16 protein-coding genes are annotated in these 14,140 nt (G+C 63.9%); 4 read left to right on the top strand and 12 right to left on the bottom strand.

The window, feature by feature from the left end:
* The 5 genes from rpmD to rpsH are packed head-to-tail and all read right to left on the bottom strand — an operon-like array spanning position 1 to position 2,239.
* Complete coding sequence (gene rpmD / locus ACQP2U_RS04350; RefSeq protein ID WP_062983142.1) at positions 1 to 180, bottom strand: 50S ribosomal protein L30; 180 nt, start codon at positions 178 to 180, stop codon at positions 1 to 3.
* Between the two features lie 2 nt (positions 181 to 182).
* Positions 183 to 845: a 30S ribosomal protein S5 gene (gene rpsE, locus ACQP2U_RS04345; RefSeq protein ID WP_364780190.1), complete on the bottom strand. Its 663-nt coding sequence runs from the start codon at positions 843 to 845 to the stop codon at positions 183 to 185.
* A gap of 31 nt (positions 846 to 876) precedes the next feature.
* Positions 877 to 1,284, bottom strand: coding sequence for a 50S ribosomal protein L18 (gene rplR / locus ACQP2U_RS04340; RefSeq protein WP_397031466.1), 408 nt, complete (start codon positions 1,282 to 1,284; stop codon positions 877 to 879).
* A gap of 2 nt (positions 1,285 to 1,286) precedes the next feature.
* A complete protein-coding gene (rplF, locus tag ACQP2U_RS04335; protein ID WP_433713509.1) occupies positions 1,287 to 1,826 on the bottom strand; it encodes a 50S ribosomal protein L6 in 540 nt (179 codons plus the stop codon).
* Between the two features lie 14 nt (positions 1,827 to 1,840).
* Positions 1,841 to 2,239: a 30S ribosomal protein S8 gene (gene rpsH / locus ACQP2U_RS04330; RefSeq protein WP_062983150.1), complete on the bottom strand. Its 399-nt coding sequence runs from the start codon at positions 2,237 to 2,239 to the stop codon at positions 1,841 to 1,843.
* Positions 2,240 to 2,741: 502 nt separating this feature from the next.
* On the opposite strand from rpsH, the gene ACQP2U_RS04325 reads away from it, so the two are divergent.
* Positions 2,742 to 3,395 (top strand): Uma2 family endonuclease, encoded by a 654-nt coding sequence (locus tag ACQP2U_RS04325; protein WP_433713507.1) that lies wholly within the window; start codon positions 2,742 to 2,744, stop codon positions 3,393 to 3,395.
* 149 nt (positions 3,396 to 3,544) lie between these two features.
* Here the strand turns inward: ACQP2U_RS04325 and ACQP2U_RS04320 are convergent, their stop codons facing one another.
* From ACQP2U_RS04320 to rplN, 4 genes are read right to left on the bottom strand one after another with little or no spacing between them, the layout of a single operon-like run.
* On the bottom strand, positions 3,545 to 3,730 hold the full coding sequence (locus tag ACQP2U_RS04320; RefSeq protein WP_014981705.1) for a type Z 30S ribosomal protein S14: 186 nt from the start codon (positions 3,728 to 3,730) through the stop codon (positions 3,545 to 3,547).
* A gap of 4 nt (positions 3,731 to 3,734) precedes the next feature.
* Positions 3,735 to 4,298, bottom strand: a complete 564-nt coding sequence (gene rplE / locus ACQP2U_RS04315; protein ID WP_062983164.1) for a 50S ribosomal protein L5 — start codon at positions 4,296 to 4,298, stop codon at positions 3,735 to 3,737.
* 1 nt (position 4,299) lies between these two features.
* On the bottom strand, positions 4,300 to 4,617 hold the full coding sequence (gene rplX / locus ACQP2U_RS04310; RefSeq protein WP_040686592.1) for a 50S ribosomal protein L24: 318 nt from the start codon (positions 4,615 to 4,617) through the stop codon (positions 4,300 to 4,302).
* 1 nt (position 4,618) lies between these two features.
* On the bottom strand, positions 4,619 to 4,987 hold the full coding sequence (gene rplN, locus ACQP2U_RS04305) for a 50S ribosomal protein L14 (RefSeq protein ID WP_040686591.1): 369 nt from the start codon (positions 4,985 to 4,987) through the stop codon (positions 4,619 to 4,621).
* 347 nt (positions 4,988 to 5,334) lie between these two features.
* Here rplN and ACQP2U_RS04300 point away from each other — a divergent pair, with 347 nt between their 5' ends.
* Entirely contained in the window at positions 5,335 to 7,374 is a 2,040-nt protein-coding gene (locus ACQP2U_RS04300) for a M13 family metallopeptidase (protein ID WP_433713506.1), read from the top strand.
* Positions 7,375 to 7,472: 98 nt separating this feature from the next.
* Positions 7,473 to 9,509, top strand: a complete 2,037-nt coding sequence (locus ACQP2U_RS04295) for a M13 family metallopeptidase (RefSeq protein WP_433713504.1) — start codon at positions 7,473 to 7,475, stop codon at positions 9,507 to 9,509.
* A 93-nt stretch (positions 9,510 to 9,602) separates the two neighbouring features.
* Here ACQP2U_RS04295 and ACQP2U_RS04290 read toward each other — a convergent pair whose 3' ends face one another.
* The gene (locus ACQP2U_RS04290; protein WP_433713503.1) at positions 9,603 to 9,944 is read right to left on the bottom strand and encodes a hypothetical protein; all 342 of its coding nucleotides are present in this window, start codon (positions 9,942 to 9,944) and stop codon (positions 9,603 to 9,605) included.
* 270 nt (positions 9,945 to 10,214) lie between these two features.
* Between ACQP2U_RS04290 and ACQP2U_RS04285 the strand changes: the two genes are divergently transcribed.
* Positions 10,215 to 11,198, top strand: coding sequence for an ABC transporter substrate-binding protein (locus tag ACQP2U_RS04285; protein WP_433713502.1), 984 nt, complete (start codon positions 10,215 to 10,217; stop codon positions 11,196 to 11,198).
* 2 nt (positions 11,199 to 11,200) lie between these two features.
* Here the strand turns inward: ACQP2U_RS04285 and ACQP2U_RS04280 are convergent, their stop codons facing one another.
* Positions 11,201 to 12,253, bottom strand: coding sequence for an MAB_1171c family putative transporter (locus ACQP2U_RS04280; RefSeq protein WP_433713501.1), 1,053 nt, complete (start codon positions 12,251 to 12,253; stop codon positions 11,201 to 11,203).
* A 44-nt stretch (positions 12,254 to 12,297) separates the two neighbouring features.
* A complete protein-coding gene (locus tag ACQP2U_RS04275; RefSeq protein ID WP_433713500.1) occupies positions 12,298 to 14,067 on the bottom strand; it encodes an MFS transporter in 1,770 nt (589 codons plus the stop codon).
* Positions 14,068 to 14,140 lie beyond the last annotated feature (73 nt).

Raw genomic sequence — 14,140 nt, 5'->3', positions numbered from 1 at the left:
TCAGACCTCCTCAACTGTTACGAGGTGGCGCACGACGTTGATCAGCCCACGGTTCTGGGGGTTGTCCTCCCGAACCACGGTCTGGCGGATCTTACGCAGGCCGAGCGTACGAAGGCTCTCCCGCTGGTTCGCCTTGGCGCCGATCGACGACTTGATCTGGGTCACCTTGAGATCTGCCATAACTACCGACCTCCCGCTGCCTGAGCGCGTGCGCGCAGCATGCCCGCGGGGGCAACATCCTCGAGGGGCAGACCACGACGGGCCGCGACCTCTTCCGGACGCTGCAGCATCTTGAGTGCCGCAACCGTCGCGTGCACGACGTTGATGGCGTTGTCGCTACCAAGCGACTTCGCCAGAATGTCATGGATACCAGCGCATTCCAGCACCGCGCGCGCCGCACCACCGGCGATCACACCGGTACCGGGCGAGGCCGGACGCAGCATGACCACACCGGCCGCCGCCTCACCCTGAACCGGGTGGGTGATGGTCGAGCCGATCATCGGAACGCGGAAGAAGCCCTTGCGAGCCTCCTCGACACCCTTCTGGATGGCCGCGGGAACTTCCTTGGCCTTGCCGTAGCCGACGCCGACCAGACCGTTGCCGTCACCGACGATCACCAGGGCGGTGAAGCTGAAGCGACGACCACCCTTCACGACCTTGGAGACGCGGTTGATCGCTACGACGCGCTCGAGCTGGTTCTTGTCGGTCTGCTGGTCACGACGGTCACCACCGCCACGACGATCGCGGCCACCGCCGCGGCCGTCCCGGCTGTCGCCGCCACCGGCGGCACCATTCTGCTGTCCGGCGGGTCCGTTGCCGCCGTCACGCCTCTGACGTCCCGGCATCAGACGTTCCTTCCGTAAATGTTTGCAGTCATCAGAACTTCAACCCCGCTTCGCGAGCGGCGTCCGCCAACGCGGCGATCCGGCCGTGGTAGTCGTGACCACCACGGTCGAACACGACAGCTTCGATGCCCGCGGCCTTGGCACGCTCGGCCAGCAGTTCGCCGACCTTCTTGCTCTTGGCCGACTTGTCGCCGTCCAACGCGCGGACATCGGCCTCGATGGAGGACGCGGCGGCAATGGTCTTGCCGATCGAGTCGTCCACGAGCTGTACGTGCAGGTGCCGCGAGGAGCGGTTTACCACCAGGCGCGGGCGCTCGGTGGTGCCGACGACCTTCTTGCGCAGACGGAAGTGACGGCGGGTCTTCGACAGACGACGTGCGGTAGACACGTCCTTGCCGCGCGGCTTGCGCTTGGCAATCTGGTTTTCGGTTTGCGCCATGATCACTTACCCGTCTTTCCGACCTTGCGGCGAACGACCTCGCCGGCGTAGCGGATGCCCTTGCCCTTGTACGGGTCGGGCTTACGCAGTCCGTGGATGACAGCGGAGATCTGACCGACCTTCTGCTTGTCGATTCCGGACACGGAGAACTTGGTGGGCGATTCCACCGCGAAGCTGATGCCCTCCGGGGCCTCGATCGGCACCGGGTGCGAGTAGCCGAGGGCGAACTCCAGGTTCGAGCCCTTGGCCGCGACACGGTAACCGACGCCGAAGATTTCCATCTTCTTCTCGTAGCCCTTGGTGACGCCCTCGATCATGTTGGCGACCAGAGTGCGGGTCAGGCCGTGCAGCGAGCGGTTCTGGCGCTGGTCATCCGGGCGGGCAACCTCGAGCTGACCGTCCTCACCCCTGGTAACGGTGATCGGCTCGGCGACGACGTGGGTCAGGGTGCCCTTGGGACCCTTCACCGACACGTTCTGGCCGTCGATGGCGACCTCGACACCGGCAGGAATGGCGATGGGCTTCTTACCAATACGCGACATTTGTCCTACCTCCCTTACCAGACGTAGGCGAGGACTTCGCCGCCCACGCCCTGCTTGGCCGCCTGACGATCGGTGAGCAGACCGGTCGACGTGGAGATGATCGCCACGCCGAGGCCGCCCAGGACCTTGGGCAGGTTGGTGGACTTCGCGTACACACGCAGACCCGGCTTCGACACGCGGCGCAGGCCCTGCAGGCTGCGCTCACGGCTGGGGCCGTACTTGAGGTCGACGACGAGGGTCTTGCCCACGGTCGCGTCCTCGGTCCGGTAGTCGGCGATGTAACCCTCGCGCTTGAGGATCTCGGCGATATTCGCCTTGAGCTTCGAGTGCGGAGCCTTCACCTGATCGTGGTACGCCGAGTTGGCGTTGCGCAGACGTGTCAGGAAGTCTGCGATCGGATCAGTCATGGTCATAGTTCGACCTTGACACCTTTCTCGCTACGGTTCCCATGCAACACCGGCGTACGCATCGGCACGCCAGCCGTGGGCCTATAGCAATTCGGCGGTCCGGCCGACATTTGCCGACCGGATTGAGTTCTCATATGAGCTCTCGGTGCGAGGGCCGTCCACACGTCGATGCAGCATCGCACCAAGGACATGCGGACACAGAAGCGCCCACGCAACCGCTCTAGTGTAGGCAATGGGCTGACCAGGACAAAATCGGCCCCGACGGTTCGAGCCGCTCCCCGAAAGCCACAACATATGCCGCCATACGCATATGCCTTCCGCCGCCAATCGCCACCGCCATGCCCCAGCCCCACCTCCAGGCACTCTGGACACCAAACACGCGAGGAATGCCTGTTCACGCAGACCTTCCGGCGCCGCGCACATCGACTCACCGCACGAAACGCCGTGCCCCGAACCCGAAGGTATGCGAGAGCCTCGAGCGGTCGGCGGGCGAGATTAGGATTGGGGGATGTCGCTGCGGCGCTTCGAACGACCTGACCTTCCCGAGTACATGACGTGGGAGGAACTCGAGCAGTTGCCCGAGGAGATTGCTCGGCAGATCGAACTATGGGATGGGCGGGTGGTCTGGGTACGGCGTGGGCCTGCCGAGCATCAGGAATTCACCAACCTGCTGTGGAGCGGCCTGCGTCGGTGCGCACGGGGGGATATGGCCACGAACCCGGAGCAGTGCTGGCGAGTCCACACGGAAACGAACATCTTCTTCGGCACATCGGGAAAGTCCGATTTCGTGACCCCGGACTTCCTGGTACACCGGTGCCTCCCAGTCCCCTATCAGGATGTTCGTGCCGACGACGTGCTCTTGGCTGGTGAGGTCCTGTCACCATCGAACACCCAGACCGATATCGATGAGAAGAAGGCGCGCTACGCGAAAGCGGGCATCCCCTGGTACTGGGAAGTGACGCTGGAACGCGAGCGGAGCGCCATCGCAATGGCCCGCGCGTTCGCACTGGAAACAACCCACGGCGACCTCCCGGAGGGAGTCCACCCGCTGTATCCCGTGAACTACCTGCTCATCGGCAAATGGACTCCCAAGGATTCCGACGCGATAACCGCCGACTTCCCATTCCCGATCCACATCCCCTGGTCCGAACTCGAATTCTGAACCGCGACAAGCGAATCGAGGGCCCGGGTTGATCCCTCCAGCCGCTGTCCCATGAATGTACGGGCCTGAAAACAAGCAAGGGCACGGCCTCTGGTGGAGGCCGTGCCCTTGTTCAGTTTCGTGCGGGTGCGCTCACAAGGAGCGCAAGCTCACCAGGAGCTCTTGTGCACGCCCGGGAGCTCACCGCGGTGCGCCATTTCGCGCAGGCACACGCGGCACAGGCCGAACTTGCGGTAGACGGCGTGGGGACGGCCGCAGCGCTGGCAGCGGGTGTAAGCCCGGACCGCGAACTTCGGCTTGGCGTTGGCCTTGTTGACCAGTGCTTTCTTAGCCATGTGCTCAGTTCTCCTTGAACGGGAAGCCGAGGTGCTTGAGCAGGGCACGGCCTTCTTCGTTGTTGGTCGCGGTGGTCACCACGGTGATGTCCATACCGCGCGGTCGGTCGATGGAATCCACGTCGATCTCGTGGAACATCGACTGCTCGCTCAGGCCGAACGTATAGTTGCCGTTGCCGTCGAACTGCTTCGGCGACAGACCGCGGAAGTCGCGGATACGGGGCAGCGCGATGGAGACCAGGCGGTCCAGGAACTCCCACATGCGGTCGCCGCGCAGGGTGACCTTCGCACCGATCGGCATGCCCTCACGCAGCTTGAACTGCGCGATGGACTTGGTGGCCTTGCGGATCTCGGGCTTCTGACCGGTGATCAGTTCCAGGTCCCGGACCGCACCGTTGATGAGCTTGGCGTCGCGCGCGGCGTCACCGACACCCATGTTCACGACGACCTTCACCACGCCCGGGATCTGCATCACGTTGGCGTAGTTGAACTCGCTGTTCAGCGCGTCCTTGATCTCGGCACGGTAGCGCGCCTTCAGACGCGGCTGAGTCTTCTCAGAGGTGGTCATGTCAGATGTCCTTCCCGTTCTTACGGGAGATCCGGACCCGCTTGCCGCTCTCCTCGTCCGCCCGGTAGCCGACGCGGGTCGGCTTGCCGTCGGAGTCGACGACCATCACGTTGGACACGTGGATCGGAGCTTCCTGGGTCACGATGCCGCCCGAGGAGGCGCCACGCTGGTTGGTGGAGTTGGCAACGTGCTTCTTGATCCGGTTCACGCCCTCGACCAGGACCCGGTTCTCCTTCGGGTAGGCCTGGATGACCTTACCTTTGGCGCCCTTGTCCTTGCCCGAGATGACGAGCACCGTGTCGCCCTTGTGCACCTTCATGTCAGAGCACCTCCGGAGCCAGCGAAACGATCTTCATGAACTTCTTCTCGCGCAGCTCGCGGCCGACCGGGCCGAAGATACGAGTGCCACGCGGGTCGTTGTCCGCCTTGATCAGAACGGCCGCGTTCTCGTCGAACTTGATGTACGAACCGTCCGGGCGACGACGCTCCTTGACGGTGCGCACGACGACGGCCTTGACGACCTCGCCCTTCTTGACGTTGCCGCCGGGGACAGCGTCCTTGACGGTGGCGACGATGATGTCGCCGATGCCGGCATAGCGACGCGACGAACCACCGAGAACGCGGATGCAGAGGATTTCCTTCGCACCCGTGTTGTCGGCGACGCGCAGTCGCGACTCCTGCTGAATCACTTCAGCCTCCTTGACCTGGATGTATACGCACGCCGGATTGCCGACCCGACGGGCATGGTCGTGTTACCACCCGAACGCGCGCCTGCCAGCGGTTTTCTCGATCGGATAGATCAACCACTGGGGGTTCGTGGCCGGATTGCGGGCACAGCTCCCGCAGGCAACCGGTTCAGTGTAGGTGGATGCCCAGGTCGGTCCCAAATCGGGCCCCGCAACCGCAGGCTGAACTTCCGCTGTGAAACCCCGCGTGGATCAGTGCTCGCGGGCCGTCCCGTCACTACCCTCGGGACGAGCAAGATCACCAGATGAACTGTGCGTATTCCGCATCGTCGCTGATATAGGGGGTTTCCTTGAGTTCGTCCGCGCGTTCCGCCCGGCTCGATCGTCGCACCTTTCTGATCGCGCTCGGCGTGATTCCCGCCGCACTGGTCTCGTGCACGCGAGAGCAGTCGGTGCAGCTCACCGGGGTCGATATGCGGGGTGGGGATCAGGCGGTTCGTCCGCAGGACGATCTGTTCCGGTACGTCAACGGGGGCTGGCTGCGCGATTTCCAGCTGCCGCCGGACAAGCCGTCCTACACCACCTTCGACGAGGTCGGCGACCGGGTGGAGCAGCAGTTGCGCGAGATCATCGATGGCATCCACGAACCCGAGGACGGTACCGCCGAGCAGCAGATCCGCGATCTCTACGACGCCCGGGTCGACTTGGCCGAAATCGAGCGGCTCGGCGTGACCCCGCTGGCCGATCTGTTCGCGGCGATCGACGGCGCGGCAACCAAACCGGATCTGGCGAAGGTGATGGGCGGGCTGCCGATCGGCGGCCTCGTCGGTTTGTCCGTCGGGGTCGATGAGAAGAACTCGGCCGAGTACGTCGCGAACATCTCCCAGTCCGGTATCGACCCGAATATGGGCGAGCAGTATTACCGCAAGCCCGAATACGCCGAGCAGCGTGCCGCTTATCAGACCTATCTGCAACGGGTCGCCGCGGGCGCGGGCTTTGCCGATCCGGCGGGTATCGCCCAGCGGGTATTCGAGCTGGAGACCAAGATCGCCGCCGGTTACTGGGACGACGTTCGACTGCGCAATCCCGATGCTGTCTACAATCCGATGAACTGGTCCCAATTGACCGCGCTCGCACCGCAATTCGATTGGGAGCCGTGGCTGGCGGGCAGTACCGACCGACCGCGCACACTATTCGATCGCGTGGTGGTTGGTCAGCCGTCGTTCGTGGCGGCGACCGGAAAGCTCTGGGCCGCGGTCGATATCGCGGTCTGGCGGGAGTATCTGCGTATGGCGGTGGTCAAACAGTTCGCGGCGCTGCTACCCAAGGCCATTGCCGATGCCGAATTCGATTTCGTCGGCAAGGTGCTGCAAGGGTCGCAGGAGCGTCCGGAGCTGTGGAAGGACGGCATCGCCACCGTGAATGAGAACCTGAGCCAGCAGCTCGGGAAACTCTATGTGGGAAAACACTTTCCGCCCGCGGCCAAAGAGCGCGCCTTGGCGATGGTCGCCGATCTCATATCCGCCTATCGAGCCGATTTCACCGATTCCACCTGGATGTCGCCGCCGACCAGGCAGGCCGCCATCGCGAAACTCGACAAGATCGTCACCAAGATCGGCTATCCGGACAACTGGATCGACTACTCGGGGTTGACGATCACGCGCGGCAAGTTGATCGAATCGGTCCGCGCCGCACAACGTTTCGAGACCAAGCGCGGTTTCGCGCGCCTCGGCACCCCGGTCGACAAGTCCGAATGGCGGATGGCGCCGCAGCTGGTGAATGCCATGTACGACCCCAATGCCAATTCGATCACATTTCCGGCCGCCATTCTGCAGCCGCCATTCTTCGACCCCAATGCCGCGACCGCGGTCAATTACGGCGCGATCGGGGCGGTCATCGGTCACGAGATCGGACACGGGTTCGACGATCAGGGTTCGCGCTACGACGGTGACGGCACTTTGCTCGACTGGTGGACGCCCGAGGACCGGGCCGCCTTCGAAGCCAAGACCAAGCAGCTCATCGAGCAGTACAACGCGCTGGTCCCGACGGGTCTGGACCCGAGCAAGCACGTCGACGGCGCGCTCACGGTCGGGGAGAATCTCGCGGACCTGCGCGGTCTCGGTATCGCCCTGGCCGCCCTCGGCATCGCCGATGAACGCGACGGCAAGGGCAACCCGGACAATCGCATGCTGTTTTTGTCCTGGGCCCGGATCTGGCGGGAGAAATCGACAAAGCAGCATATGGAATTGCGACTGGCCATGGATCCGCACGCGCCCAACGAGTTCCGCTGTAACCAGGTGGTCCGCAATATCGACGAGTTCTACACCACCTTCGCGCTCGAACCGAGCGACAAGCTGTACCTGGCCAAGGACCAGCGGGTCTCGCTCTGATCCGACGCGCTGGCAACGCCGGAGGCGGGTAGCCTCGGGCCAGCACTATCGCGCCTGACGAGGATGCGGCCGGGACCGCATCGGGAGAGGAAATCCTCGTGACATCAACCGGTCGTCTCGGTCAGCTCGACCGTCGTGCCTTCCTGGTCGCGCTCGGGGTGGTGCCCGCGGCCGTCGCTCTGGTCTCCTGCTCGAACGATGAGCATCCGGTGCGGCTCACCGGGGTCGATATGGGCGGCGCGGACGAGGTGATCCGGCCGCAGGACGATCTTTACCGGCACGTCAACGGAAAGTGGCTGCGCGAGTACCAGCTACCGCCGGATAAGGCCGCGGTCGGCGCGATCAGCGATGCGAGCGATCGGACGCTGGCTCAGCTGCGCGAGATCATCGAGGGCATCAAGGATCCGAAGCCGGGTTCGGAGGCGCAGCAGATTCGCGATCTCTACGACGCGCGCCTGGATGAGGCCGCCTTCGAAACGCTCGGCATGACACCGCTGACCGACCTGTTCGCCAAGATCGACGGCGCGGCGACCAAACCGGATCTGGCCAAGGTGATGGCGGAGCTGCCGATCGCCGGGCTGATCGGCATCGGAGTCGGCATCGATCGCAAGGACTCCAATGCCTATATCCCCACCGTCAGTCAGTCGGGTATCACGCTGAGCGAGCAGTACTACCGCAAGCCGGAATACGCCAAACAACTCGCGGGCTACAAGACCTACCTCGAGAAGATGTCGGTGGGCGCGGGTCTCGCCGATCCGGCGGGCATCGCGCAGCGCATGCTCGATCTGGAGACCAAGATCGCGGCGGCGCATTGGGACAGCGTGCGCAATCGCAATACCGATGCCACCTACAACGTGATGAGTTGGCATGATCTGGTCGCGCTCGGACCGCAATTCGATTGGGATCCGTGGATGGCGGGCAATACCGATCGGCCGCGCTCACTGTTCGACAAGCTCGTGGTGGCGCAGCCGTCGTTCGTGACCGCCGCCGCGCAACTGTGGGCCGACACCGATATCGCGCTGTGGCGAGAGTTCCTGCGGGTCAATGTGATTGCCGAGTACGCCCGCTTCCTGCCCAAGGCGATCCGCGACGCGCGGTTCGAATTCGTCGGCAAGGTGCTGAGCGGAATCGAGGAGCGGCCCGAGACCTGGAAGTCCGGTGTCGGGGTCGTCAACGACAATCTCGGTGACCAACTCGGCAAACTGTATGTGGACAAGTACTTTCCGCCGGCCGCCAAGGATCGGGCCAAGGAGATGGTGGCCGACCTCATGGCCGCCTATCGGGAGAATTTCACCAATTCGACCTGGATGTCCAAGCCGACCAGGGATGCCTCGATCGTCAAGCTGGACAAGATCGAGGCCAGGATCGGATATCCGGATAAGTGGGACGACTACTCCGCGCTGAAGATCACCCGGGGCAAGCTGATCGAATCTCTGCGCGCCGTCAATGCTTTCGAATCCAAGAAGGCGTTCAACCGGCTCGGCACTCCGGTCGACAAGTCCGAATGGGGTATGTCGCCGCAGACCGTCAACGCCTACTACTCACCCACCAGCAACCAGATCACCTTCCCCGCCGCTTATCTACAGCCGCCGTTCTTCGACAAGGACGCGACCACGGCGGTCAATTACGGCGCGGTCGGCGCGACCATCGGCCACGAAATCGGCCACGGCTTCGATGATCAGGGCCGCAAGTACGATGCCAGCGGTAATCGCAGCGACTGGTGGACACCGGAGGACCTGGCCGCATTCGAGGCCAAGACCAAACAGCTGATCGAGCAATTCGATGTACTGGTCCCCGAGGGCCTCGATCCCAAATACCACGTCGACGGTGCGCTCACCGTTGGCGAAAATCTCGCCGACCTGCGCGGCCTGCAAATCGCCGTCGAGGCCTACCGCATCGCCGCAGAACGCGAGGGCATCGACCCCGATTACCAGCAGATGTTCTTCTCCCACGCCCGCAGCTGGCGCGAAAAGCAGACCGAGGAATCCACCATCAGCCTGCTCCAGGACGTCCACGCGCCCAACGAATTCCGCTGCAACCAGATCGTCCGCAATATCGCCCAGTTCTACAACAGCTTCGCCGTCAAGGAAGGCGACAAACTCTTCCTCCCGGAGAACCAGCGCATCACCCTCTGATAATCGCCTCTCATGAAGCCCGGCCCCTACGCCGGGCTTCATTCGTGGAGAAACGCTCGCGAGCGAATAGGGTTCGCCGCCGAGGCGAGCGGGTCAGAAGGCGCTGCCGGTGGAGGGGCGGGGGAAGTAGCCGGGCCAGCCGAACAAGTAGCCGGGGTAGCTGGGGTAGCCGGGGTAGCTGCGCTGGCCCCAACCGCCGTGGCCACCCCAACCGCCGTGACCGCCGTGGCCGCCCCAGCCACCGTGACCCCAGCCGCCGTGACCGTGGATGTCGTCAGCCTGGTCCACCTGCACGATCGCCGGGCCCTGGGTGTCGGCCGTATCGGCGAGCGCCGGGCCTGCGACCGCGGCGATCGGGGCCAGGGCAAGCACGGAGGTGATGGCGATGCGGGCGACCATGGGGCGGACGCGTCGGGCGGAACTCTTTTGGTTCATCGGAACTAACCTCAATTCGGTATGCGTCAGTCGTGCGAAGACCCGTGTGCTCACGGGTTCGACGTCGATGCCTCCCGGACGAGAGGATCATTTATTGACGTCATTTAACGTACCGCTAGATAGCGGCACGTTCAATAGGTTTGCAACAGATGACGTGACAGCAAATCGCAGGGCACTCGGTGGCTACAGCAATGTAGGTTAGGCTGGCCTTTGCTGCTGCGGCTCGAACGGAGCCGAGTCGGGGGTTCCTCGATGAAGGAGAGGGTGAGGATGGAGTCTGTTCGGACGTCTCGTGGCTGGAAACGGGCGGCGGTTGCCGTGCTGGCCGGTGCGCTGACCTTGGGCATTGCCGCCTGCGGGTCGTCGAGCGATGACACGGGGTCCGATAGCGGCGCACCAGTCACCATCACCCACGCGCGCGGCACGACAACCGTCCATACCACCCCGGAAAAGATTGTCACGCTGGGGAATCAGTGGCTGGATTCGACACTGGCACTCGGCGTGACCCCGGTTGGCTATGTCGACAATGTCGCCTCCGTATCCAAGAGCACCCCGGCATGGGAGCCGAAATCGCTCGGATCAGCGAAGGCCTTGAATACCACTGGCAATATCGCCGAGCAGGTCGCGGCGCTGGAGCCGGATCTGATTCTGGTGGACGGATTCCTGGCCGACCAGAAGACCTATGACGAGTTGTCCAAGGTCGCCCCGACGCTGCCCGCACTCACCTCCTCCTCAATCCAGCCCTGGCAGGACCTGGTGACCACGCTCGGCAAGGTACTACACAAGGAAGACGACGCGACGCGGGTGATCACCGATGTGGACAAGAAAGTGGAATCCATCGGCCAGGCCAATCCGGGCCTGAATGGCAAGACCTTCGCGAGCACCTGGCTGGCCAGCCCGGCCCAGCTGATGGTGCTGACCGATCCGAACGACGGGTCGAGCAAGATCTTCACCCAACTCGGACTGAGCATTCCGAAGAACCTCACCGATCAGCCGTCGAGTCAGGGCAGGCTCGCGCTGTCGCCGGAACGAGTCGACGAGCTGACCGCCGATCTGTTGCTCGCTGGCTACTCCCCCGGTATGGACGATAAGTACCGGCAGCTGCCCGGATACGCCGATATGCCCGCGGTGAAGAAGGGGGCGGTGGTCTTCCTCACGGTGCAGGAGATCAGCGCCGTCAACCAACCGACCGCGCTCTCAGTGCCCTATCTGCTGAACAAGCTGGAGCCTGCTTTCGCCAACGCGGCGAAATAGCTTCAGCGCGCCGGAGATTCGATGCGCACCAGTGCGTGGGCCTTCGGCCATTCCGCGGCCATGTCCAGCAGGTACCTGAGTTCATCGGTTCGATCGCGTAGGGCTGGAGTAGCGCAGCCGGAGGACATCGCCGGGGACTCACCAGCAGCTTTTGCCTGCACGGCATGCGCGATACACCGCGCGTATTCGCGAATATCGGTGTGCGCCTTGGCATGCGGTGTGTACGGCCGCAATCGCACCAGGGCATCCCGGATTTCCACCGTCATCCGATATAGCCGCGACGCGGAACCGCCGCTCGGCCGGGCCAGCACTACCTCGGGTACGGCATCCGTGAGCGCCTGCCACAGCGGACGCAGTCGGCGACAGCGGCGCCCGGCCCGGTCCAGTTCCGCTCGAGCCAGCACCGCATTCCACAGCGGGATCGCGATCAGTGCGGTGAGCAGGACCAATGTCGCGTAGGTTCCGATAGACCAGATCAGCCCCTGCTCATCTGGTCGAGTTCCGTTGGTCATCCGCACGAGCGAGACCATTGTCGAGATCGCGGCATACACGGCGACGATCAGCAGTGCACCGTAGGTCAGTCGCTCCTGCACGGTGAGGCCGGCGGTGCGCAACTCTCGCACGCAGGCCCGCGTCATCAGCATGCCGGACAAGGCGGTCGGCACCGTGGTCAGCGACCAGACGGTCAGCCCCCAGTCCAGGTGCGAAGCCACAATGCCGACCAGCACAACACATCCGGACGCGAGGGCGGTCCTGTCGTAGGTGCGCTGCCGGCGTACCGCGGTGTGCGCGTCCCCGCCATCGAGCAATCGTGCGAATCCGAAGACATTCGCCACCGCCAGCGCACCGAAGATCGTGAACAGATCGAGCGCTAGATCAGCCCGACCGAGCCGACCGACGCAGATGAAGATGAGCAGACCGACCAGATCCCAGGCCAGTGCGCGATTGATGAGCCGGTCGCTGAGGGTGTCGGCGACCAGGAACCACCGGCCGATGGTGATCGCCGCGACGAATCCGAGGACCGCCACCACGGGCGCGACCGGCAGCGAGTTCATGGCCAAGACAGTAGAGTCCGGGCGCGGCAGGCACCAGCCGTGCGTCAGCGCGCGGCGACGAGTTCGTCGGCCTCGGCGAGTTCGGCCAGTTCTTCCTCGACGTACTCATCGCCCGCGAAGTATGCGGCCGCGGCGGCCAGGAACATCATCACAGCGGCCGAGACGAATACCACGATCAGACCCGAGTGGAACGGCCCGGTGAGCAGATTCGGGAAGAATTCCTGACCGGTGAGGATGTCCGCATTGACCCCCGGCTTGGCCAATTCGCCGCTGGGTCCAAGCAATTCCTGGATCGGATTGTAGCCGAGGAAGGCGGCGAACATACTCGCGACGGGCGGCAGATCGGCGAGTTGGGACGCGGCGCCCGCGGATACGCCCTGGGCGCGCAGACCGCTGTCGAGTGCTGAGGGCAGGCTGGCGGCCAGGCCGACGACCATGAGCGAGAAGAAGATTCCCATCGACAGCGCATTGCCGCCGTTGAACAGGGTGCCACGCATACCGGATGCCGCACCGCGCTGGGACGCGGGCACGCTCGACATGATGGCCGCGGTATTCGGCGAGAAGAACAGTCCGCAGCCGACGCCGTTGAGCAGCACGATCGTGGCGAATACCCAGTAGTTGAAGTCGACCGGGATGACCAGCAGCCCCAGGAAGGTGAGCCCGGCCAGCGTCGCACCGCCGGTGGTGAACCGGCGCGATCCGTAGCGATCCGACAGCCAGCCCGAAACCGGTCCGGCGGCAAGGAATCCCACGGTCAGCGGCAACAGATAGATACCCGCCCACAGCGGCGTGGATTCGTAATCGTAGCCGTGCAGCGGCAACCAGATGCCCTGCAGCCAGATGATCAGCATGAACTGCATGCCGCCGCGGCCGATCGAGACCATCAGATTGGCGAAATTGCCCAGGCCGAATGCGCGGTTGCCGAACAGCGACAGGTGGAACATCGGCTCGGCGATCTTGGTCTCCACCACACAGAACGCCGCGAGCAATGCGATGCCGCCGAGCACCGCACCGAGCACCCATGGGTTGGACCAACCGGTGGGGTGTCCGCCATAGGGCTGGATGCCGTAGGTGATGCCGGTGAGCAGCGCGGTCAGACCGAGGCCGAAGGTGATGGTGCCCGCCCAGTCGACCTTGCCCTTGGTGCGCGTGCCCACTTCGTGCAACGAGCGGTAGGACCAGATCGAGCCGATCACGGCGATCGGCACGCTGACCCAGAACACCGCGCGCCAATCCCATTCCGAAAGCACGCCACCGATGATCAGCCCGAGGAAGGAGCCCGCGACCGCGGCGACCATATTGATGCCGAGTGCGGTACCGCGCTGTTTGGCCGGGAAGGCGTCGGTGAGGATGGCCGTCGAGTTGGCCGTCAGCATGGCGCCGCCGATGCCCTGCAGCACGCGCCAGACGATGATCCACATCGCGCCCGACCCACCGTGGAATGGATCGAAGGACAGCGCGACCGAGGTCACCGCGAAGACCGCGAAGCCGAGGTTGTAGATCCGGACGCGGCCGAAGATATCGCCGAGCCGCCCGAACATCACCACGAGCACCGCGGTGACGAGCAGATAGCCCATCAGCATCCACAGCAGATAGCCGACATTGCCCGCTTCCAAGGGATTCAGTCCAATACCTCGGAAGATCGCGGGCAGCGAGATCAGCACGATCGAGGCATTGACCGCGCTGAGCAGCACACCGAGGGTGGTGTTGGTCAGCGTGATCCACTTGTAGTTCGGATGATCGCGGTCGTAGCGCAGGCGGCGGCGAATGGTCTGGACATCATCCAGATCGAGATCGGCGGATGGAATCGTCACGGCAGCCCCTTGCTGATTGTTACCTCCGGAAACTATATAGTTAGCCGATGTAACTATCAACTGAAGGCTCGCT

It is taken from the genome of Nocardia sp. CA-084685 (assembly GCF_050955785.1).
Taxonomy (GTDB): domain Bacteria; phylum Actinomycetota; class Actinomycetes; order Mycobacteriales; family Mycobacteriaceae; genus Nocardia.
This window is presented reverse-complemented; position numbering and strand designations above follow the sequence as displayed.

Bases quoted from the DNA above. Each gene is read 5' to 3' on its own strand.
- rpmD (WP_062983142.1), bottom strand. From the start codon at position 180: ATGGCAGATCTCAAGGTGACCCAGATCAAGTCGTCGATCGGCGCCAAG.
- rpsE (WP_364780190.1), bottom strand. From the start codon at position 845: ATGCCGGGACGTCAGAGGCGTGACGGCGGCAACGGACCCGCCGGACAG.
- rplR (WP_397031466.1), bottom strand. From the start codon at position 1,284: ATGGCGCAAACCGAAAACCAGATTGCCAAGCGCAAGCCGCGCGGCAAG.
- rplF (WP_433713509.1), bottom strand. From the start codon at position 1,826: ATGTCGCGTATTGGTAAGAAGCCCATCGCCATTCCTGCCGGTGTCGAG.
- rpsH (WP_062983150.1), bottom strand. From the start codon at position 2,239: ATGACCATGACTGATCCGATCGCAGACTTCCTGACACGTCTGCGCAAC.
- ACQP2U_RS04325 (WP_433713507.1), top strand. From the start codon at position 2,742: ATGTCGCTGCGGCGCTTCGAACGACCTGACCTTCCCGAGTACATGACG.
- ACQP2U_RS04320 (WP_014981705.1), bottom strand. From the start codon at position 3,730: ATGGCTAAGAAAGCACTGGTCAACAAGGCCAACGCCAAGCCGAAGTTC.
- rplE (WP_062983164.1), bottom strand. From the start codon at position 4,298: ATGACCACCTCTGAGAAGACTCAGCCGCGTCTGAAGGCGCGCTACCGT.
- rplX (WP_040686592.1), bottom strand. From the start codon at position 4,617: ATGAAGGTGCACAAGGGCGACACGGTGCTCGTCATCTCGGGCAAGGAC.
- ACQP2U_RS04290 (WP_433713503.1), bottom strand. From the start codon at position 9,944: ATGAACCAAAAGAGTTCCGCCCGACGCGTCCGCCCCATGGTCGCCCGC.
- ACQP2U_RS04285 (WP_433713502.1), top strand. From the start codon at position 10,215: ATGGAGTCTGTTCGGACGTCTCGTGGCTGGAAACGGGCGGCGGTTGCC.
- ACQP2U_RS04280 (WP_433713501.1), bottom strand. From the start codon at position 12,253: ATGAACTCGCTGCCGGTCGCGCCCGTGGTGGCGGTCCTCGGATTCGTC.